25 protein-coding genes are annotated in these 26,657 nt (G+C 50.2%); 21 read left to right on the forward strand and 4 right to left on the reverse strand.

Annotated features, from left to right (window positions below):
- Positions 1 to 6: 6 nt before the first annotated feature.
- The 12 genes from L1N85_RS01550 (at position 7) to bacA (ending at position 14,282) form a co-directional block, all read left to right on the forward strand.
- Positions 7 to 1,107, forward strand: coding sequence for a pyridoxal phosphate-dependent aminotransferase (locus L1N85_RS01550; protein ID WP_235234186.1), 1,101 nt, complete (start codon positions 7 to 9; stop codon positions 1,105 to 1,107).
- Between the two features lie 4 nt (positions 1,108 to 1,111).
- On the forward strand, positions 1,112 to 2,722 hold the full coding sequence (locus L1N85_RS01555) for a cobyric acid synthase (RefSeq protein WP_235234187.1): 1,611 nt from the start codon (positions 1,112 to 1,114) through the stop codon (positions 2,720 to 2,722).
- Positions 2,719 to 3,429 carry an adenosylcobinamide amidohydrolase gene (locus L1N85_RS01560; protein WP_235234188.1) on the forward strand — a complete coding sequence of 237 codons (711 nt, stop codon included), beginning with the start codon at positions 2,719 to 2,721 and terminating at the stop codon, positions 3,427 to 3,429. Before L1N85_RS01555 ends, L1N85_RS01560 begins: the two co-directional genes overlap by 4 nt.
- 162 nt (positions 3,430 to 3,591) lie before the next feature.
- Positions 3,592 to 4,416 carry a phosphodiester glycosidase family protein gene (locus L1N85_RS01565; protein ID WP_407946301.1) on the forward strand — a complete coding sequence of 275 codons (825 nt, stop codon included), beginning with the start codon at positions 3,592 to 3,594 and terminating at the stop codon, positions 4,414 to 4,416.
- A 28-nt stretch (positions 4,417 to 4,444) separates the two neighbouring features.
- A complete protein-coding gene (hrpB, locus tag L1N85_RS01570) occupies positions 4,445 to 7,003 on the forward strand; it encodes an ATP-dependent helicase HrpB (RefSeq protein ID WP_235234197.1) in 2,559 nt (852 codons plus the stop codon).
- A gap of 30 nt (positions 7,004 to 7,033) precedes the next feature.
- Entirely contained in the window at positions 7,034 to 7,324 is a 291-nt protein-coding gene (locus L1N85_RS01575; protein WP_235234199.1) for a DUF1294 domain-containing protein, read from the forward strand.
- Between the two features lie 75 nt (positions 7,325 to 7,399).
- On the forward strand, positions 7,400 to 9,475 hold the full coding sequence (locus L1N85_RS01580; RefSeq protein ID WP_235234201.1) for a HelD family protein: 2,076 nt from the start codon (positions 7,400 to 7,402) through the stop codon (positions 9,473 to 9,475).
- A 92-nt stretch (positions 9,476 to 9,567) separates the two neighbouring features.
- Entirely contained in the window at positions 9,568 to 10,410 is an 843-nt protein-coding gene (locus tag L1N85_RS01585; protein WP_235234203.1) for an EcsC family protein, read from the forward strand.
- 131 nt (positions 10,411 to 10,541) lie between these two features.
- Positions 10,542 to 11,690 carry a DUF3900 domain-containing protein gene (locus L1N85_RS01590; RefSeq protein WP_235234205.1) on the forward strand — a complete coding sequence of 383 codons (1,149 nt, stop codon included), beginning with the start codon at positions 10,542 to 10,544 and terminating at the stop codon, positions 11,688 to 11,690.
- A gap of 47 nt (positions 11,691 to 11,737) precedes the next feature.
- Entirely contained in the window at positions 11,738 to 12,097 is a 360-nt protein-coding gene (locus L1N85_RS01595; RefSeq protein WP_235234207.1) for a Lin0512 family protein, read from the forward strand.
- Positions 12,098 to 12,127: 30 nt separating this feature from the next.
- Positions 12,128 to 13,441: a hemolysin family protein gene (locus tag L1N85_RS01600; RefSeq protein WP_235234208.1), complete on the forward strand. Its 1,314-nt coding sequence runs from the start codon at positions 12,128 to 12,130 to the stop codon at positions 13,439 to 13,441.
- A gap of 52 nt (positions 13,442 to 13,493) precedes the next feature.
- The gene (gene bacA, locus L1N85_RS01605) at positions 13,494 to 14,282 is read left to right on the forward strand and encodes an undecaprenyl-diphosphate phosphatase (protein WP_235234209.1); all 789 of its coding nucleotides are present in this window, start codon (positions 13,494 to 13,496) and stop codon (positions 14,280 to 14,282) included.
- Between the two features lie 67 nt (positions 14,283 to 14,349).
- Here the strand turns inward: bacA and L1N85_RS01610 are convergent, their stop codons facing one another.
- Entirely contained in the window at positions 14,350 to 14,643 is a 294-nt protein-coding gene (locus tag L1N85_RS01610; RefSeq protein WP_235234210.1) for a DUF3817 domain-containing protein, read from the reverse strand.
- A gap of 370 nt (positions 14,644 to 15,013) precedes the next feature.
- Between L1N85_RS01610 and L1N85_RS01615 the strand changes: the two genes are divergently transcribed.
- A complete protein-coding gene (locus L1N85_RS01615; RefSeq protein WP_328285131.1) occupies positions 15,014 to 15,283 on the forward strand; it encodes a hypothetical protein in 270 nt (89 codons plus the stop codon).
- 57 nt (positions 15,284 to 15,340) lie between these two features.
- On the opposite strand, the gene L1N85_RS01620 is transcribed toward L1N85_RS01615, so the two are convergent.
- The 3 genes from L1N85_RS01620 to L1N85_RS01630 all read right to left on the reverse strand — a co-directional run bounded on the left by L1N85_RS01620 (position 15,341) and on the right by L1N85_RS01630 (position 17,221).
- Positions 15,341 to 16,267 carry a SulP family inorganic anion transporter gene (locus L1N85_RS01620; protein ID WP_328285134.1) on the reverse strand — a complete coding sequence of 309 codons (927 nt, stop codon included), beginning with the start codon at positions 16,265 to 16,267 and terminating at the stop codon, positions 15,341 to 15,343.
- A gap of 52 nt (positions 16,268 to 16,319) precedes the next feature.
- Positions 16,320 to 16,937, reverse strand: coding sequence for a DedA family protein (locus L1N85_RS01625; protein WP_235234211.1), 618 nt, complete (start codon positions 16,935 to 16,937; stop codon positions 16,320 to 16,322).
- Positions 16,938 to 17,056: 119 nt separating this feature from the next.
- Positions 17,057 to 17,221 carry a hypothetical protein gene (locus L1N85_RS01630; protein ID WP_235234212.1) on the reverse strand — a complete coding sequence of 55 codons (165 nt, stop codon included), beginning with the start codon at positions 17,219 to 17,221 and terminating at the stop codon, positions 17,057 to 17,059.
- A gap of 158 nt (positions 17,222 to 17,379) precedes the next feature.
- Between L1N85_RS01630 and L1N85_RS01635 the strand changes: the two genes are divergently transcribed.
- From L1N85_RS01635 to L1N85_RS01670, 8 genes are all read left to right on the forward strand, one after another.
- Positions 17,380 to 18,549, forward strand: coding sequence for an MGDG synthase family glycosyltransferase (locus L1N85_RS01635; RefSeq protein ID WP_235234213.1), 1,170 nt, complete (start codon positions 17,380 to 17,382; stop codon positions 18,547 to 18,549).
- A complete protein-coding gene (locus tag L1N85_RS01640) occupies positions 18,542 to 19,390 on the forward strand; it encodes an alpha/beta hydrolase (protein WP_235234215.1) in 849 nt (282 codons plus the stop codon). Before L1N85_RS01635 ends, L1N85_RS01640 begins: the two co-directional genes overlap by 8 nt.
- Before the next feature lie 478 nt (positions 19,391 to 19,868).
- Positions 19,869 to 21,194 carry a 5'-deoxyadenosine deaminase gene (locus L1N85_RS01645; RefSeq protein ID WP_235234217.1) on the forward strand — a complete coding sequence of 442 codons (1,326 nt, stop codon included), beginning with the start codon at positions 19,869 to 19,871 and terminating at the stop codon, positions 21,192 to 21,194.
- A 68-nt stretch (positions 21,195 to 21,262) separates the two neighbouring features.
- Positions 21,263 to 22,366 (forward strand): XdhC family protein, encoded by a 1,104-nt coding sequence (locus L1N85_RS01650; RefSeq protein ID WP_235234219.1) that lies wholly within the window; start codon positions 21,263 to 21,265, stop codon positions 22,364 to 22,366.
- Positions 22,278 to 22,892 (forward strand): nucleotidyltransferase family protein, encoded by a 615-nt coding sequence (locus L1N85_RS01655; protein ID WP_235234360.1) that lies wholly within the window; start codon positions 22,278 to 22,280, stop codon positions 22,890 to 22,892. Before L1N85_RS01650 ends, L1N85_RS01655 begins: the two co-directional genes overlap by 89 nt.
- 21 nt (positions 22,893 to 22,913) lie before the next feature.
- Positions 22,914 to 23,864: an FAD binding domain-containing protein gene (locus L1N85_RS01660; RefSeq protein WP_235234221.1), complete on the forward strand. Its 951-nt coding sequence runs from the start codon at positions 22,914 to 22,916 to the stop codon at positions 23,862 to 23,864.
- A gap of 5 nt (positions 23,865 to 23,869) precedes the next feature.
- Positions 23,870 to 26,158, forward strand: coding sequence for a xanthine dehydrogenase subunit D (gene pucD / locus L1N85_RS01665; RefSeq protein WP_235234227.1), 2,289 nt, complete (start codon positions 23,870 to 23,872; stop codon positions 26,156 to 26,158).
- Positions 26,155 to 26,652, forward strand: coding sequence for a (2Fe-2S)-binding protein (locus tag L1N85_RS01670; protein ID WP_235234229.1), 498 nt, complete (start codon positions 26,155 to 26,157; stop codon positions 26,650 to 26,652). The genes pucD and L1N85_RS01670 overlap by 4 nt, the downstream gene beginning before the upstream one ends.
- Positions 26,653 to 26,657: the final 5 nt, after the last annotated feature.

A 26,657-nucleotide genomic window follows, 5' to 3' on the forward strand; every position in this document is an offset into this window, starting at 1 on the left:
CTCGGGATGTTGGAAAGATACGGGCATGGCGGCGATTTGCGGACAGCCGAGGAAGCTTTTGGAATAGCGGCGGACAGGTTTGTCGATTTCAGCTCCAATATGAATCCGCTGGGGCCTCCGCCTAGCGTAAAGCCAGCTCTTCATGCGTATGCGGATTTAATCGGACAATACCCGGATCCTGCCGTTCGCGGACTTAGAAGGAAACTGTCCGAGCTGCATAATATTGACGAGCATTCGATCGTCATTGGCAATGGAGCGGCGGAATTAATCGACCTGGTCGTCAGGGCGCTCCAGCCTAAACTAACGGCGCTCGCCATTCCTTGCTTCGATGAATACAGAGATGCCGTCCGTAAAATCGGCGGAGCGATCTATGAGATAAAGCTATCGGCTGACAATCATTTTTTATTAGACGGGGACAGTGAGAAATTATTCGAAATCGCTGAAACGGGAGTATTGTTCATGCTCGGTTCACCGAATAATCCAACGGGACAGCTCGTGGAGCCCGGATTGATCATGAAGCTCTTGCAAGAAGGCGCATACGTCGTCGTGGATGAGGCGTTTATGGATTTCGTACCGGAAGAATCGCGGTACAGCCTAATTCAAGAAGCGGCTCGTCATGAACGGTTATTCGTGATACGATCGATGACGAAATTTTATTCGATCCCGGGCATCCGGCTCGGTTACATTGTCGGCAAGCCGCGTTCATTAAGCGGATTACGGCGTCTGCAGGTACCCTGGAGCGTTAATTCCTTGGCACAGCTTATTGGAGAGGCGGTGCTGGGGGAGGCCGATTTTGCCGGAAGGACGCTTGCGTGGCTGTTGAAAGAAAGACCTTGGCTGATTGCGGAGCTGGAAGCCGTCGGTTGTGCAGTATGCCCGAGCGCCGCGAACTATTTATTGGTACGCATTCCGCCGGAGCTTGGTATGAGCGCCAGCATGCTGCAGCTTGCAGTGGGTAAGCTGGGCGTGCTTATCCGCGACGCATCAAGATTCCCGGGACTTAACCACTCCTATATTCGGGTTGCCGTCAAACAGAGAGAACAGAATGAGCTTTTGGTTAAAGCGCTGAAGCAATGTTTTGAAAATACCGGAAATCGTGGGGATTAAGATCATGAGTGAGAATCATACATCTGGATCGCGACCGATTTTAGGCCGTACGATCATGCTTCAAGGAACGGCCTCCGATGTGGGCAAAAGCTTAATGACCGCGGCTCTCTGCCGTATATTCACGCAGGATGGCTTTGCCGCGGCTCCCTTCAAATCTCAAAATATGTCGCTGAACTCCTATGTGACCTGGGACGGAAAAGAGATCGGACGCGCGCAAGGGATGCAGGCCGATGCGTGCGGCATCTTAGCGACGACCGATATGAATCCGATTTTGCTTAAGCCGTCAGGCGAAATGTCGTCGCAGGTCGTCGTTCACGGCAAGCCGCTCCGCGATTATGATGCGCGGGAATACCGCGAGAGCTATTTGCCGATCGCCGGGGAAATCGTTCGGGAATCGCTGCAGAGACTCCGGGAAAGCTACGACATTATCGTGCTGGAAGGCGCCGGAAGTCCGGCGGAGATCAATCTCAAGGATCGCGATATCGTCAATATGCGAATGGCGGCGTGGGCGGACGCTCCGGTCATTCTGGTTGCGGATATCGATCGCGGCGGCGTTTTCGCCTCGATTGTCGGCACACTGGAGCTGCTGGAGCAGGAAGAGCGGGACCGGGTATGCGGATTCGTTATCAATAAGTTTCGCGGCGACGTATCGCTGCTGCAGTCCGGACTTGATTGGCTGGAGCAGAAGACGGGCAAGCCGGTGCTTGGCGTTATTCCGTTTATTCCGAATTTGGAGCTGGAGGATGAGGATTCGCTTTCGCTCAGCAAACCGTTGGATGCTGAATTGCCTATGTCTGGCGCCGGTCGCGAGGCAGAGCTTGATATTGCGGTTATCCGATTGCCGCGAATATCTAATTTCACGGATATCGACCCGTTGCGCTTTGAGGAGGATGTCAGGCTGCGCTACATTGAACGGGTCGAACAATGGGGCAGGCCCGACGCTGTTATTTTGCCGGGGAGCAAAAATACGATAGAGGATTTACTATGGCTGAAAAATAACGGATTGGCCGAACGGTTGCAAAAGCATATGGCCGCCGGCGGCTGGACGGCGGGGCTGTGCGGCGGGTATGAGATGCTGGGAGAGCGCCTGCTTGACCCTCTGCATGTGGAGTCGGCGGTGGAAGAGACAAAGGGTCTTGGATTGTTTCCCTTTGTAGTCAATTTCACCGGGGAGAAAAGAACCGTTCGCGTCGAGGGCAGCGCTTTGCTGTCAAGCGAGCAGTTGCCGATACCAATTACAGGCTATGAAATCCATATGGGCGAGGTGAATTCCGTGCAGGCTGCAAGGCCGATTCACCGACCGTTTCAAATACGTGAGCAAAGGGACTTGACAGGCAGCGAAAGCCTTCTTCCATATGAAGCGGAGGGGGCGGCTACGCCGGATGGAAGACAGTGGGGAACGTTTATTCACGGCATTTTGCATAACGACGATTTTCGCCGGGCATGGTTGAACGACATTCGCGAAGCGAAAGGGCTGAAGCCATTGCGTGCCGAATTAAGGTTTCAGGAGAGACGCGAGCTTGCATTCGAAAGATTGGCAGAACATGCCAGGCGTTACTTGAACATGCCGTATATCTATCAGCTGCTGGGAATGGCAAAGGAGGGAGGGCGATGACGCAGCCTTTCCGTAACGGCAGCAGCTACGAGTCGGTCCATTGGAAGGGCTTAGGTCTGCAATTGTTGGAAGACCGGATCGAAGTAAGTTGTCCGGAGCCGCTGCATGCACTCAGCAGCGCCGTCCATCCGGGCGGTTTCTCGCAAACGGACCGGATCGTGAATTGGAAAGTTCCGCTGACTTATCAGTGCGGCGATCCCGTAAGTGATTTGGTACGTCAGTGCAAGGAATGGGGCTGCGATCCGCAGCGTACGGTCGGTCTTATCACGGCAGCTAAGCTTACCCATGCCTCGGTTGTTGAGGTCCAGGGCGATAAGTTCAACCTGCTTTGCTGCACGACAGCCGGGACGCGGAATGCGGCAAGAGCGGGGCTGCCCCGCCATACCTATCCGGCGTATACGCCAGGAACGATTAATACGATTATATTGATTGACGGTCAAATGACGGATTCGGCTATGGTGAATGCGGTCATTACGGCGACGGAAGCAAAGACGGCCGCTTTGCAGCAGTTAGGCATCGTCGAGAAGGCGAGCGGGGAGCCTGCAACGGGTACGACTACGGATGCGGTCGTAATCGGTGTTAGTCAACGGCTAAGCTGGAATGCGGTGCATGCGTATGCGGGAGCGGCTACCTCGATCGGATGCAAGATAGGGGAAGCGGTGTATGCATCCATACATGAAGCGACTCGAACGCAGCAGGAGGACTAAGGGCAGTCCAAGAAATCCCATAATGAATGAATCCATAGATGCTATGGGTTCTTTTTTTGATGAAAAAAAATCGTAACGGAAAGCAGCTATTAACATTACAGCCGCGTCTATTTCATGTAAAATAGATAAATGCGCGACAGGGGAAAAGGAGATTAAATCGTGATGCAGGAGAAGGAAGCTGCTCCTATGGGCAGAAGAAGAATGTTGAAGGTTGCAGGCATTTTGCTGAGCATCCTGGTCGTCTTGGCGATTATGTTATATTTGATGATTATCGCGCTCGGCAATCGTGCTCCCGCGGATCAAGCAAAGTTGGATCAAATGCTGCATTATACTTATTTTTCTAAAACCGCCGTTAACGGAATGAAGCTTCATGTGCTGCAGACAAAACCTGCCTATATTACGCTCGAGGCTATTCATAATAACGTGACGCTCACGGGCAAGGTAGGGATAAACGGCGGATTTTTTTACGGCGATCAGCTTTTAAGCATCGGTATTGTCAACAGCATTCCGGTAAACGGAGGGGCTCGCGAATTCGGCGCGGGCAACGAGAATGTGAAGTATGCGCGCGGAACGCTTGTCTGGGACGGCGCTTCGGATACGTTAAGTGTGCAGGTGGTTAATCAGGCATCGGAATTGAAGGTTAAGGATCACACCCGTTTCTGGGCTCAGGGCGGCATTAGCATGAGTCTAGACGATGACGAGAAATGGATGGAGCAAACGATGTCGGAGAATGCGCCTTTTCCCGATGACGACCGTTTGCGTTCGGCTGCCGTGTATGATGATAAGGGCGTATTGTATTTAATCGTAAGCGAAACGAAAGGTTCTATAGCGATGTTTCGGGAAGCAATTGTGACCAGCATAGGGGACGGAGGGCTTGTTGACGGGATTTTCCTCGATGGCGACGGCTCGTCTCAAATGCTCTCGAAGGAGGCCGCTTTGCCTGGCGATAACCGTCCGGTCGTGCAAATGCTGCGAATCGTGAAATAAGACCGGGATGGATGAAGGAGTCATTAGCATGAATCAAGTGCAATTGCCAATTGAAGCGGTATTGCCGCAGCTTCTGGAGTCGTTGCGAAGCGGTGTTAACGCCGTACTTGTAGCAGAGCCTGGCGCAGGCAAAACGACCCGGGTGCCGTTAGCGCTCCTGGACGAACCGTGGCTATCCGGAAAAAAAATAATTATGCTCGAGCCGCGCAGGCTTGCCGCAAGGTCGGCGGCGCAATTTATGGCGAAGTCGATAAGCGAGCAGGCAGGAGAGACAGTCGGTTACCGAGTCAGGCTTGACACCCGCGTGGGCGAGCGAACGCGCATTGAAGTGGTGACCGAGGGCGTATTAACGCGTATGCTGCAGGAGGACCCAGCGCTCGAGAACGTCGGCATTATTTTGTTTGATGAGTTTCACGAGCGCCATCTGCACGGCGATCTCGGGCTTGCGCTCAGCCTGCAAGCGCAGGCATTGCTTCGGGAGGATTTACGGATCGCGGTCATGTCGGCGACTCTCGACGCTGAGCCGATCTCCGAGCTGCTTGGCGGCGCTCCGATTATTAGAAGTGAAGGCCGCGTGTTTCCAGTCGAGACTTATTATGCTCCAGTACGCATAACCGGATCAATCGAGCCGTACATGGGACGGACGATTGTGGAGGCGCTCCGGGTTCATGTGGGAGATGTGCTCGCTTTCTTGCCCGGTGCTCCGGAAATCCGTCGAACGGCAAGATGGCTTTCGGAACAGCAGCTCTCATCGACAGTCCGCGTCGAAGAGCTTCACGGCAGCCTGCCGCTGGACAAACAGGATGCTGCCGTATCCCGCTCTGCCGAAGGTGAGAGGAAGGTTGTGCTTGCTACCTCCATCGCGGAATCAAGCTTAACGGTCGAAGGGATTACTATCGTAGTGGACAGCGGATTGATGCGTGTCCCTCGCTTCTCGCCGCGAACGGGAATGACGCGGCTGGAAACCGTTGCGGTTTCCCAGGCTTCCGCCGATCAAAGAAGGGGCAGGGCGGGACGACTGGCTCCAGGCGTCTGTTATAGGCTATGGACCGAGCCCCAGCATCCCTATTTGCCCGAGCAAAGCAAGCCGGAGCTTCTTGAAGCGGATCTCGCTTCGCTGGCGCTTGAGCTGGCGGTTTGGGGCATACAAGATCCGCTTGAGCTGGCGTGGCTTACCCCGCCTCCCGAAGCATCATATGAGCAAGCTGTTTCTCTATTGCGGCAGCTTCAGGCCATTGACGAAAGCGGCAAGCCGACAACCGAAGGGGCGCGCATAGCGAGATTCGGTTTGCACCCTCGGCTCGGAGCCATGATTATGCGGGCCGCGGAGCTCGGTGCTACCCGCATCGCCTGCGATTTAGCCGCATTATTAAGCGAACGCGATTTACTTCCGCAGGAACGAAATGCAGATGTTCAGCTTCGGTTAGAGCTGCTCTATCGGTTAACGGGCAGAGCTGTAAATCCGCATCATGGCGGGAGACCCGATCATCCCGGCATTGGAGCTGCCTATCGCATAGTGACGCAGGCTGACCAGTGGGAGCGACTGGCGAATCAGCATAAGGCAGTAACGAAGGCAGGGGAGCCGGGCTCGAAGGCGTCGCGAGCAGATATGAGTGAGAAGCTTATACCATTAGGCGTATTGCTGGCGCTAGCCTATCCCGACCGAATCGCTCAGCGCCGAAGCGATGGACGTTATTTGCTGGCTAACGGGAGGGGAGCGGTGCTGCCCGAGCTGCAGTCATTATCGCGTGCATCCTTTCTTGCGGCTTGCGAGCTGGACGATGCCGGTACGGAAAGCCGAATAAGGCTGGCGGCTGAACTGAGCCAGAATGAAATCGAACAGTACTTAAGCGATTATATAACGGTTGAAGACGCATTGGAGTGGGAGGCGGCTGCCGGAGCCGTCCGAGCAAGGAGACGGGTACGATTAGGCTCGATTATATTGAGGGAGACGCCCCAGCAGAAGCCGGATGAACAGCAAGTGGCTGATCTTATGTTATCGGTCATTCGGCAAACGGGCTTCGGCATGCTGCCGATGACTAAGCAGGCCAAGCAGCTTCAGTTACGCATGAAGCTTATGGGCCTCAGCGGCGATGATTGGCCTGGCGCCTCCGATGAAGCGCTGCTTGCGACAATGGATCAGTGGCTAAAGCCGAATATTTATGGAATGAAGAGCCGTTCGGATTTGCAAAAGCTGCCGATGCATCAGCTGCTGGAGAACATGCTGTCCTGGCAGCAGAGACAGGAGCTGGACGAACAGGTTCCGACACATATCATCGTCCCCAGCGGCTCGCGTATCCCCATTGATTACAGCGATCCGGACAACCCTGTACTTGCCGTACGGCTGCAGGAGCTGTTCGGCATGAATGATACGCCCCGCCTTGCAAGAGGCCGGCTCCCTGTCACGCTTCACTTGCTGTCGCCGTCCCAGCGTCCGGTTCAAGTAACGCGGGATTTGAGGAGCTTCTGGGATCAAGCCTACTACGATGTGAAAAAGGATTTGAAAGGCCGGTATCCGAAGCATTATTGGCCTGATGATCCTTATACGGCGATTCCAACCCATCGGACAAAGCCGAGGTCTACCTGATCGGCTCGCCAAGAAAGGAAGGTTCATAACATGGCTTACTATTTATTTATTATTTATATGGTGCTTGTTAATAGCTGCACCTTCTTGTTAATGGGCTATGATAAACAGCGCGCCAAGCGGCAGCGCAGGCGCGTGCCGGAGAAGCGGTTGTTTCTGCTCAGCGCGATTGGCGGCGCAGGAGGCACCATGCTTGGCATGAAAGTGTGGCGACATAAGACGAAGCACCGAACCTTTACGGTCGGCATGCCGTTTCTGCTTGGACTAAATTTAATGATCGTGATTGGCTGCATTTGGCTCGCTGGCGTAAATGCCAATTCCTGATTGCTATGATTACTCCTGCTGTGGTATAGTGTGAGTTCGCTTTTTTTACCATACACTACTTAGGAGGTAACTGACATGACCGTTCAAAGTGCCTATCAAGAGGAGCAACAAAGGTTAACGGAATCCTTGCAAGACATCCATGCCCAGCTGCAAGCAATCGGTCCGCGCTACAAAGGAGACGATTTCACCGAGCAGATGCTCGATTTGCAGCAGGAGGAACGGAGACTAAGGCTTGAGATATCGAAGAAGGAGCCGTATTTCGGCCGGATCGACTTCCAAGAGCTGCCTGCAGGCGAGCAAAAGCCGCTATATATCGGCAAAGCCGGCGTCGCGAAGCAAGGCGGCAATGAGCTGCTGGTCATCGATTGGCGCGCGCCGGTCGCGAGTATCTTTTATTCTTTTACATGCGGTGAAGCGCCGGCGGCTTATGATTCGCCCGACGGCGAAATTACAGGTTATGTCCATTTAAAACGGAATTTTATGATTCGTCAGGGAGAGATTGTCCGTTTGGTCGATAGTTACGTGCGCGGCCAAGAGGAGGGCTCGGTTACTGACGAATTTCTTTTATACCGGTTGGGCGAAAATAAAGATAACAAGCTTCGCGATATCGTATCTACGATTCAAGGCGAGCAGGACAGGATCATCCGCGCGGATCGGGGCAAAGCGCTGTTCATTCAAGGGGTTGCGGGTTCGGGAAAAACAACGGTGGCCCTGCACCGAATAGCCTTCTTGCTCTACCAATATGCAGACCGGATGCGCGCGGAGCGGATGATCATATTCGCGCCGAACCGAATGTTTCTTGACTATATATCCGGGGTGCTGCCGGAGCTTGGCGTAGGCGACATCCAGCAGACGACGTTTAACGATTGGTCGATTGAACTGCTGGATAATACGGTTAAGCTTAGCGATCCTTCTCTCTCGATGGCGTATTGGTTCGAGGAGCATCGAACGGCAGAAGAAATCGAGCATGCCTCCGGCAGATTCAAAGGAAGCTTGGCTTTTAAGGCGGTTATAGATGAACGGATTGCTGATTTCGAGAAGCGAATCGTCCCTGCTGCTTCCTTTGTGCCTATCGACGGTCTCGAGCTTCCCGCTGAGCAAATGCGGGAATGGTATGAGACGGATTACGGCGAAGAGACGCTTATGAAGAAGCGAGACAGGCTCGTTAGCCGCATACGCCGATGGTTCGAGTCCGAGCTTAAGCTCAAAGGCGTTGCCGATAAGAAAATAAGAGCGAAGGCGCTCGCAAAATTTAATAGCTTCACGAAGAAAATTCCTGCTTACTCCTCTACAGAGCTGTATGGCTCGTTGTTTCATGGGAAGCTGGCCGCCGCCAGCGTTCCGAAGCGGATAGCAGCCGATACAGCCGAAAGGCTTAAACGCGGAGAAGCCGCGGCAGAGGATTTGGCGCCGCTTGCTTACCTACAGCTGGAGCTGTTTGGCCTGCCGAAGCAAGCTTTTGACCATATCGTCATTGACGAGGCTCAGGATTATTCACCGTTTCAGCTTGAGGTATTACGCAGATGTCAACGGACGGCATCCATGACCGTGCTCGGCGATTTGCAGCAGGGAATCCATGCGTATGCCGGCGTTCAAAAATGGTCGGAGCTGATCGAATTGTTTGAAGAGGAGCAAATCGGATTCTATGAGCTGAATCGAAGCTACCGCTCAACGATGGAAATCATTGAATTCGCGAATAAAATATTAGGCGGAATGACGGGAGCCGTGAAGCCGGCCGTGCCTGTGTTCCGGAGCGGGGACGCGGTTGTCACTAAGAAGGTGTCTAACGGGATTTGGCTTGCTTCGATCGAAGCTTCCGTACGGGAAATGCAAGCAAAGGGCGAGTACGAGACGATCTCGGTCATTGGGCGAACTGCACTGGAGTGCGAGCGGATCTATGAGAATTTAATAGACAGGGGCTTAGAGGCATCGCTCGTACAAAGCAAGCAGCCGGCATACGGCGGCGGCTTATCGGTCGTCCCGGTCTATCTGTCGAAGGGACTGGAGTTCGACGCGGTCCTGATCGCCGATGCAGGAGATGAAGCATATGCACCTCTCGATGCTAGGCTTTTGTACGTCGGCTGTACTCGGGCGCTACATAAGCTAATGCTGCTGTATAGAGGTAATCTCACCTCCTTGATCGGCGAATAAGCGGTTAATAGACTGCTTAATTAAATCAAACATGTGAACGCCGAATCCGATACACCCGATTCGGCGTATTACTTGTTTAAGAAGGGGTGTGAATGCTTGTGCAGCATGTCTTTGATACAAAAGAACAGCTGGCCGCGGCTTTGCGCGAAATAGAAGCGTGGGAGCGCGAGCAGAAGGATTTATGGTTTTGGGAGAAGCTGGGTCGTCTTCCATTCATGCTTCTTGATAAGGTTACGCCAAAATTTATCCAAGAAAAGCTCAGACAGGCAGTGGATGAAATCGGCGGATACATTCAGAACGGCGGGAAGTATCTCGTTTCGGAGCGGTCTGTAATGGATCGTCTGCAACGGAATGCCGAACAAAGCATGGCGGAGAGCGATACGGAACTAACGATCGATAACGTGGCAGCAATGCCGCTTTCAGCTATGAATCTCACTGCGGCGCAGCTGTCCTCGAGTCGCTCTACAATGGCGACGCTGCAAGGCGCGACGACCGGCATTGGCGGTATTTTTACCTTAGCGGTTGATATTCCGGCCGTGCTCGGTTTATCCCTGAAGATTATCCAGGAAATCGCGATTTGCTATGGCTTTGATCCAAAGCTGAAGGAAGAACGCGTATTCGCCGTGAAGGTCATGCAATTCGCATCATCCGATATCGTAGGCAAGAAAGCGATTTTGGAGGAGCTGAGCGATTATCATACAGGGCACAAAAGCAATCAGATGATGTCACAGCTGCAGGGCTGGCGGGAGGTCGTTGCGGTTTATCGGGATAATTTCGGCTGGAAAAAGCTGTTTCAGATGATCCCCGTCGCCGGTATGCTGTTCGGGGCGTTTATTAACCGCGGCATGCTGAACGATGTGGCGGAAGCAGCAACAATGCTGTACCGCAAACGCAGAGTGTTGCTAAAGCTGGCGGAGGGCGAGGCTGCACGATGATTTCTACAGTCTCCGGCAACTACCGGCATATGGAACCGCAGCTTTATTGAAATGGAGCGGACTCCGACTTTTCGCTATCAGACAGCTCCTTATTCATTATCTTAAATAACTCCAATGGAGGAATTATAAACGTGGATTTTCAGATGCAATATTTATCCTTTTTCGTTATTCATACCGATGGGGAAGAGAGCGCGGCCTCATCCGGCAAACGGTTTAAGCATTATCAGACTCTTGATGAAGACACCTATGAAGATAGCGAAATCCAGAAGTTTCTGGATGATGAATTTAAGCGGATCGTGAAGAGGAAGGTTGAACGCAATCCGAATTCGGCCGGCGCGCCGACGAAAATCGGACGTTTTATGGTCGAGCCTGGTTATGAGCTCGGCAGCAATCAAAACTATAATTTATTCCAGAGGCTGCGCGATGCGGACTCGAAGGAAAGATTCATCGGCATCGCCGACGAGCTGGTTCGCATTTATATGGATACGAGCGCCGTTAGAGGGGGAGCCTTCATCATCGCTCTATCGAAGCTGAATACGTATTTCGACGAGCCGTTCTTATTTTTGCTGAAATGCGATTTCGAGCCGAAGATAGCCCGAATTTCCGACGAACGAAACCTCATCTCCCAAGTAGAGATGGCGATAAGCGCACGCAGCATCAAGTCGATTCAATATCCGCATATGCCCGAGGAGGGCATGCTGGAGCATTGGGATCTGAAAATTCATCAAGCCTCTCATGCCCGATACTTCGAGGATTTCTTGAAATACGTCTCCTATGAAAAACCGCTTCCCGAAGTTATGGGCGAGCAGGTCGTCGAGATGGTCCATCAATTCATTGCCGACAAATGGCAGGAGGATGAAAGCTCGGAACGCCGCGAGGAAGAGAATGCGGTAGAGGTATGGGCGGCTAGCGAAAAACGCGATTTGCAGGAATGGTGGTCGCAGGAGCAGGTTGAGGTTGCTGCGGCGGCGCTGGTGGAACAAAAGCCGGATTTACCGTTTTCCTTCAAGCTGGATAGCGTGACGATCAAGGGACTTCTTGCCGATTTCGGCGCTGCCATCCACTTTGCTAAGCATAACGGCCGTTATCTGGCCGTCATCGAAGGGGATTCCTTTCAATTCGACAAGGGCATGTCGCCGGTTGAGCTGCTTCAGCCGCTCGATTTGGTCGATATCATGCCGCTGATCGGCACCAAGCAGCCGCCTCAGGAAGAAAATCCGGCACAAAGCTATGCCGTTACAAGCGAGTCTGCCGCCAGCGACGACGAAGTTCCTTGGTAACGCTTCACGAATGTATTGAATTCATGTATAAAGGAGAGGCTGTATAAGTGGATAACTTATTTTTTATAGAAATTGGCATGGGATGCGACCTGCACGGTCAAAATATTACGAAAGCATCGGTACGAGCGGTTCAAAACGCGATTCATCACAATTCAATGCCGGGACTTCGTTCCGTGCTGCCAGGCGGTACTTTAGACAATATGAGGGTGCGCGTGAAGCTGGCATTGCCTTGCGATAAAGAGCTTTTGGATGTCGAGCAGGTGAAAGCAGTGCTGCCTTACGGTCAAGTGACGGTCGAGCTGGTTGACGGCGGCATGCTCACGACGAGCGGTGTTGTCCTGCCCGATAAAGATGACAAAAACGATCTGATTTACGTAGTTATTGCATCGGTTGAGGTAGGCTTCTAATAGCATCACCATAGCAAGAGGGAGACGACGATGGTTTTAAAGCTTACATTATTTGCGTTGCTGCTCGTATTTACGGCATTCTTTGTCGCGACGGAGTTTGCCATTATCAAAATGCGTGCAAGCCGCGTTAACCAGATGGTGGCCGAAGGAATAAAAAACGCTAAAGCGGTTAAGAGAGTAACGACCAATTTGGATGGGTATTTGTCTGCCTGTCAGCTAGGCATTACGATTACGGCGCTTGGACTTGGCTGGCTCGGTGAACCAACCATAGAGAAAATTTTGCATCCTTTGTTCGATCGTATGCAAATTGAAGGCGAGTTAAGCTCGCTGCTGTCGTTTATCATTTCTTTTGTCATTGTTACCTATTTGCATGTCGTACTCGGAGAGTTATTTCCAAAAACGCTCGCTATCATCATGTCGGAGAGGATCAGTCAGCTTACTGCTCCGCTTATCATTATCTTTTATAAGGTGATGTACCCGTTTATTTGGCTGCTTAATGGTTCGGCGAACGGTTTAGTTCGTCTGTTCGGCTTTAAGCCGGCGAGAGAGCATGAGGCTCATTCGGAAGAGGAGATCCTCATGATTGTCTCCGAAAGTTATGAGAGCGGCAAAATTAATATGAGCGAATTCGGTTACGTTAGCCGTATCTTCGAATTCGATGAGCGGCTGGCGCGAGAAATTATGGTTCCCCGCACAGATATGATTTGTTTATATATAAACCAGTCGCGGGAAGAGAACGTGGCGACCATTAAACGTGAGCTGTATACGAGATTTCCGGTTGCCAAGGGCAGCAAGGACAACATTATCGGCATTTTGAACACGAAGCAGTTTTTTCTGCATTATGATACAGATCGCGAGCTTGATATACGGACGCTTCTGCAGCCCGTCATGTCCGTGCCGGAAGTAACGCCGATCAAGAAGCTGTTGAAGAAGATGCAGCAGGAAAGAGTGCACATTGCCATACTGCTTGACGAGTATGGCGGTACCGCGGGTCTCATTACGATCGAAGATATCATCGAGGAAATCGTAGGGGAAATTCGCGATGAGTTCGACGCGGATGAGGTCAAAGAGATCGAGCTCATCGGGCAGCAGCGGTATCTTGTGGATGGCAAGGCGCTTATCAGTGAGGTTAATGAGGCAACCGGAACGGAATTGGAATGCGTCGATGTGGATTCGATCGGGGGCTGGTTATTCAATCAAAAGCCGGATCTGCCTGTCGGAGAGCCCTGGGTATATGAGAATTTGACGTTTATTATTCGCGAGCGTGACGAAAACCGGATTCGCAAAATTGAAATTCATACCGATTTATTGGAAAATGAGATTAGCGAATACGGACATGCATAAGCTTATAGAGAATCATCCTTGAAAATTCAATAAGTTAGGGGGGGAGCGTGCGTTGGATGATTTAATAAATGCCATCATTATGGGCATTGTAGAAGGACTGACCGAGTTTTTGCCCGTATCGTCAACCGGTCATTTGATATTGACTGGCGAGCTATTGAACTTCACTGGCGATCGGGCCAAAACATTCGAGGTCGTCATACAATTCGGCGCTGTGCTAGCCGTTCTCGTTCTGTACAGGCAGCGCTTTGCAAGTCTGCTTAATTTCAAGGTCGGCAGAAGCTCGGGGCTGAACGCCTTACATATTTTACTCGCCATGATTCCCGCCGGCATATGCGCCGTACTGCTGCACGGAGTGATTAAGCAATACTTGTTCGGACCGCAAACGGTCCTGATCGGGCTCGTCGCAGGCGGGATATTAATGATTATTACCGACAGAGTGAAGAAGAAGCCGGTTACCGAGGAGCTTGACGAAATTACCTATAAGCAGGCTTTTGCGGTCGGCTGTTTCCAGGTGCTCGCGTTATGGCCTGGCTTCTCCCGTTCAGGGTCTACAATATCGGGAGGCATGCTGTTCGGAACAAGCCAGAAGGCGGCCGCCGAGTTTACCTTTATCGTGTCCGTGCCGATTATGGCAGGGGCGAGCGGAGTAGATCTGCTGAAAAGCAGTGAGTTTCTAACGATGGCGGATCTGCCATTATTTCTGATCGGTCTTATCGCAGCCTTCCTTATAGCAATGATTGCAGTCGTAACGTTTATCAATATGATGAAAAAGATTAAGCTTTCCTGGTTCGCTTATTATCGTTTTGCGCTTGCTGCCCTTTTTTATTTTATTATTTTGTAGGTTCAATATTTGATAAAACCCACCTTCTGCCGAAGGCGGGTTTTGAATGTTGATCATGCTTGACAGCCTAAGAATGATCCCGAAGCAGCTTTCTGTCCAGAACGAATGGTCCGAAGGGGAGGAAGGAAGCGATAACGGCGAGAGCGACTTTCACGAACGACCAGCGGTGCGTGATCCATACATTGAGAACAGCCAGAACATAGAGAACGAATAAGAGTCCGTGCAGTCCGCCGACAACGGTGACAACCTGCGGAATGTCGGCCCAATATTTGAGCGGCATCGCGATCAGCAGCAGCACGAGAAACGAGATCCCTTCATAAAATCCGATGAAACGAAGGCGGCCTATTGCGGTTTTAAACATTTGTTTACCTCCATTTGAACATTTGAAGTTAAGTCATTCGAGGGACTAAGCCCGTCCATAATCATTCTACAATTTCTGAGGCCGCTTGTTCCACCGATTTGTGAACATTTTTGATCTCTTTGCGATTATGGGGTGAATGCAACGAATTACCAACTGCTTGCGACTTATACGAAAGGCAAATGGTATTATTATGCTATTGACATCCGGCTGTGGTATTATTGATGAAGTAGGCCAAACGGTAAATTTTGCAACGGAAACGACAGGATTACATGCAATTGTTAACGGACTTCGGATAAGATATGAACGCTCTTGCGGAGCAAGACATGTCCGGCTTAGACGCGAGAACTATGAATAGGAAGGAAGAGTGTAAGTGATCAACATTCAAGTATTAGATGCATCAATGACTTATTCGAAGGAAGACGGGTACGTTGGCAAGGTTCATTTTGGAGTCGAAGGCCATGAGAATGAATATGAAATCGCATTGCATAGCAAGAAGGGGAATGAATGGGGCTATGGTTTGTTTTTCCTGCATGAATCGGGCAAAGAAGAGCAGCTGCTTGCATTAGAGGATCTTATCGAGGAAGATGACGAGCTGTTTGATTTTCTTGTGGAAACGGCACAGGCGAAGCTCGAGAAATAAATAGAGAAGGGGTTTTGCTTCCGGTCTTATGGCCTGGATGCAAGACCCCTTTTATTATTAATGACCGCTTGACGATGTCACGCCTAGTTTGAGGATAACCAATTTGCTTTCCTCGTTTAATCCGATGAACGTAACTTGCTTATTCTGCTGCTCGTATTTGCTTTTCACCTTGGCGATGGCCGATACCGCGGATTGATCCCAAATATGGGAACCGCTGAAATCGAGCGTAATCTGCTGCGGATCGTCTACGTAATCAAACAAAGCTACAAACCGGGATGTCGTTCCGAAAAACAACTGTCCTTTTACATGATAGGTCTGGTGCTGCGGCTGATCATCTGAGAAGGAAACGCCAATTTTGGCCATTTTCCAGACCAAGACAAGTGCGCTAAGAATAACGCCGGCTAAAACGCCCTTGGATAAATCATGCGTATAGAGTACGATTGCGACGGTTACGATCATGATTAAGGCATCCGTGCGCGGTACCTTATGGATATGGTACACGGATTTCCAATCGAAGGTGCTAATAGCTACCATGATCATGACTCCTACCAAAGCGGCCATTGGAACCTTATTGACAACATCGCTTAGTGCCATGATCAAGAACAATAGAAAAGCACCTGATACTAACGTAGATAACCGAGTACGGCCGCCCGATCTCACATTAATAACCGACTGCCCGATCAATGCGCAACCGGCCATGCCGCCGAAGAAACCGGTAAAAATATTGGCAATGCCTTGTCCGCGCACCTCTTTGTTTTTGTTGCTCGTCGTTTCAGTCATTTCATCCAGCACGGATGCGGTCAGCAGAGATTCCAATATGCCGACGATCGCAAGCGAAAGGGAATAAGGCAGTATAATCATTAGTGCTTCGATTGAAAATAAGACATCCGGAATATGAAAGAACGGCAGCGTGCTTTCATGTAAGCGATAACATGTGGCATTTTCATCTGATATCTCTCGAAATCTATGTTTAGGATTAAAAATTAATGAAACAAAAAAACACCGCGATAAGCGGTGCGTCGTATTTCAAAACGGATTACATCGGCCGTTCAATTTGTTTCTTCCTATTTCTGCTCTTCACGTACTTATAGGCAAAAAATACAAATGCGGCGGCTGCAAATGCATATAACACGCACAATCCGTATGTGTAGATATGACCTGATATTGCTTGAACCTGATCCCCGACGATCGTTCCGATAATGAAATAGATGAGTGTCCAAACAAAAGCCGAAGGATAAGCGAAAAGAATAAATCGTTTGTAAGGCATGCGGTTCAACCCCATTACATAAGGGGTTACATGCCTTAGAAAGGGGAGGCATAGGCTGATGCTTATCGCATAGCCGCCATAACGTACGCTAAGCTGCTCGGATTTAGCTACGAATTTACTAATATTATTTTTGCTGCTGAACCAAGCGGATAATCTGCTGCTCGCAAATCTTCCGATGCCGTATCCGAATGTCATGGCTGAGCAAATGCCAAGGCATGTCATGATGAATGCAGGAACGGGCAACAGTACGCCTGCCTCCGACAAAGCACCGCCAGTCATAACCACCGCTTCATTGGGAATAGGCAAACCGATTAAGCCGAGACATAAGACGAGAAATAATGCGAAATAACCGATCTCTTCAATTATAGTCAACAATAAATCATACACAAAGCATCATCCTTACTTTCCAAATATTTGAATGATGAAATAATCACTTCAGACAGGTTAACACAAACCAATCTTTATGGATACCATACTTACGTGTTTAAGTGCAGAAGGATTCAAATTTAACATGACAAGCTTAACGATTCGAATCGCTTTGTTATACGATATGCGTCACACTGCTTCCGGAAGAACAAGCCGCTTGCATGATTCATCCCTCCGCCGTAATTCGTCTCCAGACCTTTAATCCTTGTCTGTTTCCGGACAGGCTGTTCACAATAAATAAACATGAAAGGTCCCCCATTTTGCTTAACATTATCCATTTTTTTTCACAATATGGACATAATGTACGAAATGAGTTATCACGATCTACTGCATAAAAATGAATAAATTCAACCAATTCATACCATACTGTTTAGAGAATTTAGAAAGTAAAAAGGGGTATTTTATGCAGAAAAAGATACTAATCTTTTCCGAGGCATTCGGCAGCGGTCATACAAAAGCGGCAGAAGCGTTAGCTCATAGTATTTCAATTCAGGAGCCGTCTGTTCACACGGAAATAATTGAAATCGGAAAAAAACTTCACCCGATTACAAGTAACCTGATATTTCGTACTTATATGCAAATGATCACGAGGTGCCCGTACGTATGGAAAAAAATATATCGGAATCTATCACAACAAATGCAAGCTACTCCATCCTGGCTGCAGCTTTTGATTTACCAGTTGTTTCACCGCAATATTGAACGTGTTCTAGAACAATCAAAACCCGATTTAGTTATTTGTACACACCCGTTTATCAGTTCTTCGTTGTCACGATTAAAAAAAATGGGATATCCAGTAAATATGTGCACCGTCATTACTGATTTTCATGCACACCTCGTTTGGATTCAACACGAAGTCGATCTTTATATGGTATCGAGTGATGACGTCCGCCGGCAATTAATCGATTCGGGAATTTCAAAACATCGGATCGCGGTTACGGGCATTCCGGTCCATTCCAATTATTGGTCGAGAGAGAGCAAGCTGGACGTTAGAAATACATTGAATTTGAAAAATATACCTACTGTTCTGGTTATGGGAGGGGGGGAAGGATTGGGAGGGATCAAGCAAATCGCTCATTCGTTAATCAAGTGGAAAGAAAGGATCCAGTTGTTCATTTGTACCGGTTACAACGATTCGCTTAAAGTTTCACTGGAGCGAAATAAACAGTTTCAACATCCTAATATTAAGATTGTGGGCTTTGTGGATATTATTGATAAACTGCTAGACGCCTCAGACTTGCTGATTACAAAACCGGGCGGGTTGACATGTTTTGAAGCATTAAGCAAAGGTGTGCCGATGCTGATCTATCAACCGATTCCGGGACATGAAGAATATAATTGTAATCATCTGGTTAAGCTTAATCTAGCCTTACGGATTCATCACTGGAAGGAAGTGGATGATTGGATTGAGAAATTGCTTTGTTTTCCCGAAAGTTTTGATCAATTCTATAAACACATCGAACAATTCCAACAAAAAATGAATCCGCTTGCAGGAGCGAAAGCAATTATGGATCTTCTTTTTCATCATGAAGTCACAGAAATATCCTATGAAAAAAGGAGAGGCATCCATGTATAAAAGTACCTATACAGGTGAATTCACGAATCGTATACGGGAGATCGAGCTATATTATCGCTCTTGGATACCTGTAAATCCCAAAGGACTGGTCCTTCTCATCCATGGAGCGGGAGAACATTCTGGAGGTTACTCCCATATTGGTACGGAGTGTGTAAACCAGCAGATTGGATTCATGGCTCCCGACCTGCGTGGATTTGGTAAGTCTGGGGGACAACGGGGACATATTTATCGGTTCGAAGAGTACTTGGAGGATTTGGATCACTTGATCACTCAGTTACAAACTCGATATCGGGGTCTGCCAATTTTTTTATGCGGCCATAGTTTGGGCGGTCTGATCGCAATCCGTTTTGCCCAACAGTTTTCGGGCAAAGCAACCGGTGTCATATTGTCCTCTCCCGCACTGGGCTTTCGAATTCCAATACCGATTCGACAATGTCTTAAGCTTGTTTCATTATTAATCCCGTCCTTGAAGCTTGAACTTGTAAAGTGGAATGAATCGCTGAGGAAGCGGAAATGGTTACAATCCCGTCTGCCGGCTTGGACTTCCGAATTACTCGAAGATCCATTCGCTACGATACAGTACACGCCTCGATGGTTCGCCGAGTTATTGCAAAACGGAACAAAAGCATTATCGGAATCAAATAAATTTCATTTTCCGACTTTATGCTTTTATGACCGTTTGGACCCTGTCGTTAATTCCGATCTGATTGAGCAATTTATCCAGAGGATCATCTCCGAGGATAAAACATGTACCGTTTATTCGGAAGGGAACCATATCCTTCTGCGCGATGGAAAAGTACTGCAACAAATGTTTCAATGGCTGTCTGCTAAACTAAATTAACTTTCGAAGGGTGGTTGCATGGATGAAGTGAGTGATTTGAACTTAGACTCGAGCCGCTCGCTTCTTCCCAGCTCGTGATTGAAAACGAGTTCCACGATCTTAGAAAGACATCGATATGTTATCGATGTCTTTCTTTGCGTGAGGTATATGTTATATGATAGCGGTTACTTTATAAATTCATCTTTATATATTTAATGGAATGTATTGCCTAACATTAAAAACTGCATTAATATGTTAGGTAAACTAACATATTGATAAGGGGAAACACGAGATTTCCTTTCCATTTGGCAGATCTTTTCTTTTGATGAAGGGAGGGATCGCCGGAGGCTGAAGGTTATTATCAACCGTGAGCAGAAAAAAATAAAAGCTGCTTGCAGATGCGAATGCCGAATGCAGAGTCGCGCATAAACTGTGTGAAGAAATGGAACGAGTGGCTGCGGTTGAACCTAGAGGATCTATTTCGAAGGAGGCACCGGATATGACAACTCTACTTATTCGCAACGCCGTAGTAATGACGATGAATGCGGCGGACCATATTTACACAGGCGATGTATTTATAGAAGGAAACCGTATTAAGCAATTGGGAGAACGGCTGGAAATAGCAGACGCAGACCGGGTGATCGATGCGGGCGGGAAGGTGCTGCTGCCCGGCTTCGTTCAAACGCATATCCACCTGTGTCAGACTTTATTTCGCGGCAGAGCGGATGATTTGTCGTTAATCGATTGGTTAAAAGAGAGAATTTGGCCGCTTGAAGCCGCCCATAATGAGGATTCGGTTTATTATTCCGCAATGCTTGGGATTGGCGAACTCATTCGCAGCGGAACAACGACGATCCTGGACATGGAGACGGTTCATCATACGGAATCGGCCTTTCAAGCTATTAAGGAAAGCGGCATTCGAGCGTTGTCCGGCAAGGTGATGATGGATTACGGTACGGAGGTTCCGCTTGCCTTGCAGGAGAATACGCAAAAATCGCTTCAGGATAGCGTGGATTTGCTGGAAAAATGGCATGGCGCCGCCGAAGGAAGGATACAGTATGCCTTTTGCCCGCGCTTTGTCGTTTCTTGTACGGAACAATTGCTGACCGGCGTTCGTGATTTGTCAGAACAATACGGCGTTAAGGTGCATACGCACGCATCGGAAAATGTTGGCGAAATTGCGATGGTTGAAGCGGAGCGCGGCATGAGGAATGTCGTTTATCTCGATCATATCGGATTGGCGAAGCCTAATTTGATTCTTGCTCATAGCATTTGGCTGGATGACGAGGAGAAACGAATCATCCGGGAACGAGGTGTGAAAATAACTCACTGTCCAGGCTCGAATCTGAAGCTGGCGTCGGGCATTGCGGAGGTACCGCTGCTGCTGGAGCAAGGCATTACGGTCGGGATCGGTGCGGATGGCGCAGCTTGCAATAACAATCTGGATATGTTTCAAGAGATGCGTTTGACTGCATATATTCAGAAGGTTAAGCACGGACCTGCCATCATGAATGCAAGAACGGTACTGCGGCTGGCGACAATGGGCGGTGCGAAGGTGCTTGGCCTGGAGGGGCAAATCGGCAGCATCGAAGCTGGGAAGCTGGCGGATTTACAGCTCCTTGATCTTGAGGACTTCCATGTTTATCCTTCTTTTGATGCGGATTGGCATTCGAGGGTTGTCTATGCGGCAACTAGAGGCGATGTAGATACGGTCGTGATTGACGGTCAAATTGTGATGGAAGGAAAAATCGTGAAGACGGTGGACAAAAAGGTTGTGCTCAAGGAAGCCAATCGGTCGCTGCGCAAATTAATCGATAGATTATAAGCATATCCGCTTGGCAGAGGTGCAGGAAACTTGATTTGTGGCTGCAAGATGCTGAGGGAGGATTGTTTATGGAGTTGCATGATGTGTTGTCAGCCATTCAAGCGGACGAACGGCCGAGTGTACTGGCGACAATCGTTTGCGTTGAAGGACATTCTTACCGCAAAGCAGGGGCAACGATGCTCATTAAACTTAGCGGTGAGAAGATCGGTATGGTAAGTCCCGGCTGCCTGGAACAGGATTTGGCAGAGAGAGCGGCAAGCGTGTGGGCTTCCGGCCGCTTTGATATGATCGAATACAATATGAATCCGGACGAGGATATGCTATGGGGCGATGCAGTCGGCTGCGGCGGCAAAATACAGCTGTTGCTGGAGCCGGTCACGGGTCTGCTGCGCTCCTTGCTGCTGGATGCGCTGAAGCAAAATGCCGCGGGGCTGGCGGTTAGACTGGATCGGAGCTGGACGGTGCGAGATATCGAATATGCTCTTTTGGTGGACGGCAGCTTCGATGATTCCTTGGAATATACCGGAGATGAAGACGGAGATTCAACTCAAATGCGTATGGTAATCAGTCCCAAGCCGCGTCTTGTCTTGTTTGGCGCAGGCAAAGATGTGGAAGCCATCTGCTCGATTGCGAAGCATATCGGGTTTCACATTGTAATAGCGGATTGGCGCCCGGAGCTTTGTACGAAAGAACGTTTCCCGGAAGCGGAATGTGCCGTTGGCATGCCTGAACAGCTTGTGGAACGGCTGCAATTGCATTCGGAAGATTATCTGTTGATTTGCAGCCATAATCTTCATCAGGATAAAGAAATGCTGAGGCTTACTCTTCCCCTGCAGCTTGTTTATATCGGAATCATGGGTTCGAAGAAAAGAATTCGGCTGCTGTTCGAAACCTTTCTCATTCCATCAAATGTAAGAGCGCCGGTCGGACTGTCGATTGGTGCGGATGGTCCAAGTGAAATAGCCGTCAGCGTCGCAGCAGAGCTAATTGCTGTTCGTGCGGGCCGGAAATCCAGATCACGGAGAGAGGCGGTGAGGGATGCCTATTTCAGCTCTTTATTTGGCGGCAGGGCAAAGCAAGCGAATGGGCGTGCAGAAGCAGTCGCTGGAGCTATCGAAAGGCAGGCCGCTAGGCTTGATGGCGCTGCATGCTCTATCTTTAAGCCCTCTTAAGGAGGTGGCGGTCGTCGTACATCCTGACGATTCGCTGACATGGATAAAGGCGATGAGCGAAGTGCCTGGGAAGGAGACGCTTACCTGCATGCCTGCCGTTCATGTCGTGATTTGCCCGGAAGCCTCGGGAGGCATGTCTTACTCGATTCGAAGCGGACTTGCAGCGCTCATGTCCGATGGGCAGGAGCTCGATGCGGTCGTCGTTGCGCTTGCTGATCAGCCTTTCGTTTCCGAGAGAACGATCATTCGGCTAATTGACTACTGGCGTATGCATCCCGAGCTCGATTATGTCGCTTCTAAGGCGAAGCATAACGAAGAGACCGCGGATGTGCTTATGCCTCCCGTCCTGATAGCAAGTTCTATGTTCGAAGCTCTGCATGGCCTAAAAGGGGATTCCGGCGCTCGCCAGCTGTTTAAGTCTTCTGCCTTTCAAGGCTGCGGGTTGGTCGTTTTGGATGAAATGGCCTTGCATGACGTCGACACTCCTTCCGACATGGACCTGGCTAGAAAACATTTTCAAGCTTAATGAATGGGGGAGGGGAGATCGATGGGGATGAACATACAGGAGGCAACGGAGTCTCCTCTTGTGTGGCAACCGCAAACGGCTGAGGAGGCGTGGAAGTACAAACAATCCTATGGAGATGACGGCGTCTATATAGCTGGCGGTACTTTGCTTCGGACGCAATGGGAAGCCGGCACGGCGATCCCGCCACGGCATTTCATTGATCTGAACAGCATTCCGGGTTTAAACGAAATTAGTATCGGCGAGGAGGGCTTGTTGATCGGAAGCCAGACCACCTTGCAGGCCTGCCGTGCAAATCCGCTTCTTCAGAGGCATTTTCCCATGGTGATTGCAGCGGTTCGCACCATTGCCGCTCCGTCTATTCGCAATCTGGCAACGATCGGCGGGAATATCGTCTCGGTTGTCGGGGATTCGATAACGGCACTGCTGGCTTACGATGCCGTGCTTGTTTGGTATAACGGAGTCAAAGAACAGGAGGAGGATTTAGCGGATTGGCTGCCGGAAGCTGCTAAACCAGGGAATAGGCATGATCGGCTGCTGCTTCGCCTTTTGCTTCCGTTTAAGGCTTACAGGAAGGAAGAAACGCCTTGCTCAAGCGAGGAGGGCCAAGTGAATTCTGATACGAAGCTGTTTCATGCCTATCATAAAATAGGCCGCCGCGAGTCGTTCACGCCGTCGCTCGTGACAGTATCCGTCAGCGGATTGCTGACAAGGACAGGTGTAATCGAAGAATTGCAAATTGCGGTTGGCGGCGGCCAGACGATACCGGGAAGATTGGAAGAAGCGGAACGGGCAGTCAAAGGCAAGATAGTGGATAATGCCATGCTTGCCTATTTATATGATCGTATTATTGAACTTTACGAGCCCCGGGAGGATATCTTTGCTTCCGCTGCTTACCGAAAGCGGACGGCAGCTAATTTAATCGTGACGGAATTGTGGAAAGCATTCGGCGGTTTATCCGAACAAGGAGGATGAATGCGATGCTGTTGAACCGCTCAGGCAGCGGGGGACGATGGCGGATTCGCCCTGACGGGCCGGATAAGGTAACAGGAGCCCTTGCTTATTTAACGGATATGACAAGTGAAGACATGTTATATGGTCTCGTACTGAGAAGTGAACATCCGCATGCAGTCATATTAGCTATTTACACGGATAAAGCGAAACAATTGCCCGGCGTACACGCTGTGCTGACGTACTTGGACGTTCCCGGCCTGAATGCTTTCGGAATCGCGCACCCGGACCAGCCGGTATTTTGCGAGGATCGGGCGAGGTATATCGGCGATGCGATTGCGGCTGTAGCCGCGGAATCGCCCGCAATTGCCCAGCAAGCTCTCCAGCTTATTGAAGTGGAGTATGAGCCCTTGCAGGTGATTGACGACCCGGAGCAGGCTTTGCTTGCTGATGCGCCGCAGCTTCACCCCAACGGCAACGCGCTTCATCGGACGACCTTCTGCAAGGGGAATACGGAGGAAGGCTTTAAACAATGCACTTATATTATTGAAGAAACCTATTATACGCCGCGTCAGATGCATACGTATATGGAAACGGAAGGCGGATTGTTTGTACCAGAGGAGAACGGAAGATTGACCGTTTATTCTCCAACCCAGCACGGGTTTATGGATCGTTTGCAATTATCGCGCATATTGGCTGTTCCGCAATCCGATATTCGAATCGTATCGAGTCCGATAGGGGGCTCATTCGGCGGGAAGGATGAGTTGAATGTTCAGCCGTATGGGGCTTTGCTTGCCGTACGAACAGGCCGAGCGGTTAAAATGCATAATTCCAGAAGAGAGTCGGTTCGCGCCGGCTTGAAGCGCCATCCGATGAAGATTTATATGAAGACGGGAACGGATGCCGCGGGGAAATTGTTGGCCCATGAAGTTAGCCTATTGGCAGATACGGGGCCTTATTCAACGCTTGGCGCTGAGGTGCTGAATTTCGCCGCTGAACACGCGATTGGACCTTATCGATACGAACACTTGGATGTAAAAGGCGTTTCAGTATTTACGAATAACGGAATGTCTGGCGAATTCCGAGGTTTTGGCGGCAACCAATCGATCTTCGCGCTTGAGGGCCAAATGGATCGGCTTGCCGAGCGGCTCGGAATGGAGCCGTGGGATTTCCGCAGGCTGAATTTGCGTAAGGCCGATGATCCTGGACCATTCGATCAGCCCATCGCGATGACCGAGGGCGCGGAACGGGTGTGGGAAGCTATTGCGAAGTGTCCTTTGTGGCAGGAAAGAAAGGCAATGAAGCAATTGGAGCAGTTTGCCAGGGAGCCTTGGATCAAAACGGGTATTGGTGCTGCAATCACCATGCATGGGGCTGGACTTGGCGTCGGCATTCCTGATCCGGCGGGCGGACGATTACTGCTCGCGGACGACGGGAAGATCGAAGCCGTATTCGGTTACGAGGAGTTCGGTCAAGGCTTGATCGCATCGCTGGAACAAATGCTGATCGAACAGTTCGGTATCGCCGACGGAGATATACGAATCATTATCGGAGATACCGATGTTGTGCCGGACAGCGGATCAACGACGGCCTCGCGGGCGACGGCGATGATGTGGAAATCGCTGCAAAGGCTGCGTGCTCCCTTTACGGGGCAGATGTTAGAGCGAGCCTCTTCCATCATCGGGTTTCCTGCCGGACAGCTTCGCCTCAGTGAAGGCGGCATCAGGAAAATCGGAGCCGACGAGCTTCTGCTTACTTTTAAAGAGCTTGCGAATGCGGAAGGAGTGCCCATTCGCTGCGAAACGGCTTTTAACTTCCCGACTTCCGCTACGGACCGGGTAGGCGCTCACTTCATGTATACGTATTCCGCCGTTGCGGTGATGGTGGAGCTTAATACATTGTCAGGCCGAGTGAGGGTACTTCAGCAATACCATGCGGTGGCTGCAGGTCCCGTCGTTAATCCGCAAGGCTACCTGGGGCAAATCGAGGGTGGAAGCAGTATGGCGCTCGGCTTCACCTTAACGGAAGAAGCGGTTATGGAGAAAGGGCATTATATGACGCGTAATTTGGATACGTACCTGATTCCGACCATTGCCGATCAAAGAGGCACGGTCGAGGTTGAGCCGATCGAGCATCTGCCGGAAGATGACGAATACGGTCCGCGCGGCATCGGAGAGGTCGGTTCAGTAACCCTTGCCCCCGCCATTGCGGCAGCCATCCGGCAAGCAAGCGGCAAATGGGTGAATCGTTTGCCGGTTGATCCGGGCTCTTTGCAGGAAACGCCTTTTTTTCTGAATAGGGCGGTGAGCGAAGGATGAGCGATAAAGTATCCGGGAATGAATTAGCGAACGGGCTGACCTGCTCCATTAACGGCGGCGTGCAGTCGATTCCCGCTTCTCCATCCAAGACGTTACTGACCCTCTTGAGAGACGATTTTGCACTTACCGGGACAAAACGTTCCTGTGATATCGGACGCTGCGGCGCATGCATGGTCTTGATCGACGGAAAGCCGTTTAATTCCTGTTTGACGATGGCTTATCAGTGCTGCGGAAAACAAATTACAACGATCGAAGGCTTGTCCGCGGGCGGAATCGGCTCGATTCAGCAAGCTTTTCTGGAAGAGGGGGGCTTTCAATGCGGCTATTGCACACCGGGAATGATCATTTCCGTTAAAGCCTTGCTCGATGATAATCCGGATCCTTCCGATGATGAAATCGCGGAGGCGTTGTCCGGAAACCTATGCCGCTGCACGGGCTATGGCGGAATATGGCGGGCGGTTAAACGGGCAATAGAATTGATTGGATGCCAATAAAAGCG

This window comes from Paenibacillus alkaliterrae (genome assembly GCF_021532375.1).
In the GTDB taxonomy this organism is placed as follows: domain Bacteria; phylum Bacillota; class Bacilli; order Paenibacillales; family Paenibacillaceae; genus Pristimantibacillus; species Pristimantibacillus alkaliterrae.

What these genes read in the sequence shown, in the direction of transcription:
- L1N85_RS01550 (WP_235234186.1), top strand. Translation starts at nt 7, where the DNA reads ATGTTGGAAAGATACGGGCATGGCGGCGATTTGCGGACAGCCGAGGAA.
- L1N85_RS01555 (WP_235234187.1), top strand. Translation starts at nt 1,112, where the DNA reads ATGAGTGAGAATCATACATCTGGATCGCGACCGATTTTAGGCCGTACG.
- L1N85_RS01560 (WP_235234188.1), top strand. Translation starts at nt 2,719, where the DNA reads ATGACGCAGCCTTTCCGTAACGGCAGCAGCTACGAGTCGGTCCATTGG.
- L1N85_RS01565 (WP_407946301.1), top strand. Translation starts at nt 3,592, where the DNA reads ATGCAGGAGAAGGAAGCTGCTCCTATGGGCAGAAGAAGAATGTTGAAG.
- hrpB (WP_235234197.1), top strand. Translation starts at nt 4,445, where the DNA reads ATGAATCAAGTGCAATTGCCAATTGAAGCGGTATTGCCGCAGCTTCTG.
- L1N85_RS01575 (WP_235234199.1), top strand. Translation starts at nt 7,034, where the DNA reads ATGGCTTACTATTTATTTATTATTTATATGGTGCTTGTTAATAGCTGC.
- L1N85_RS01580 (WP_235234201.1), top strand. Translation starts at nt 7,400, where the DNA reads ATGACCGTTCAAAGTGCCTATCAAGAGGAGCAACAAAGGTTAACGGAA.
- L1N85_RS01585 (WP_235234203.1), top strand. Translation starts at nt 9,568, where the DNA reads ATGCTTGTGCAGCATGTCTTTGATACAAAAGAACAGCTGGCCGCGGCT.
- L1N85_RS01600 (WP_235234208.1), top strand. Translation starts at nt 12,128, where the DNA reads ATGGTTTTAAAGCTTACATTATTTGCGTTGCTGCTCGTATTTACGGCA.
- L1N85_RS01610 (WP_235234210.1), bottom strand. Translation starts at nt 14,643, where the DNA reads ATGTTTAAAACCGCAATAGGCCGCCTTCGTTTCATCGGATTTTATGAA.
- L1N85_RS01630 (WP_235234212.1), bottom strand. Translation starts at nt 17,221, where the DNA reads ATGTTTATTTATTGTGAACAGCCTGTCCGGAAACAGACAAGGATTAAA.
- L1N85_RS01635 (WP_235234213.1), top strand. Translation starts at nt 17,380, where the DNA reads ATGCAGAAAAAGATACTAATCTTTTCCGAGGCATTCGGCAGCGGTCAT.
- L1N85_RS01640 (WP_235234215.1), top strand. Translation starts at nt 18,542, where the DNA reads ATGTATAAAAGTACCTATACAGGTGAATTCACGAATCGTATACGGGAG.
- L1N85_RS01645 (WP_235234217.1), top strand. Translation starts at nt 19,869, where the DNA reads ATGACAACTCTACTTATTCGCAACGCCGTAGTAATGACGATGAATGCG.
- L1N85_RS01650 (WP_235234219.1), top strand. Translation starts at nt 21,263, where the DNA reads ATGGAGTTGCATGATGTGTTGTCAGCCATTCAAGCGGACGAACGGCCG.
- L1N85_RS01655 (WP_235234360.1), top strand. Translation starts at nt 22,278, where the DNA reads ATGGGCGTGCAGAAGCAGTCGCTGGAGCTATCGAAAGGCAGGCCGCTA.
- L1N85_RS01660 (WP_235234221.1), top strand. Translation starts at nt 22,914, where the DNA reads ATGGGGATGAACATACAGGAGGCAACGGAGTCTCCTCTTGTGTGGCAA.
- pucD (WP_235234227.1), top strand. Translation starts at nt 23,870, where the DNA reads ATGCTGTTGAACCGCTCAGGCAGCGGGGGACGATGGCGGATTCGCCCT.
- L1N85_RS01670 (WP_235234229.1), top strand. Translation starts at nt 26,155, where the DNA reads ATGAGCGATAAAGTATCCGGGAATGAATTAGCGAACGGGCTGACCTGC.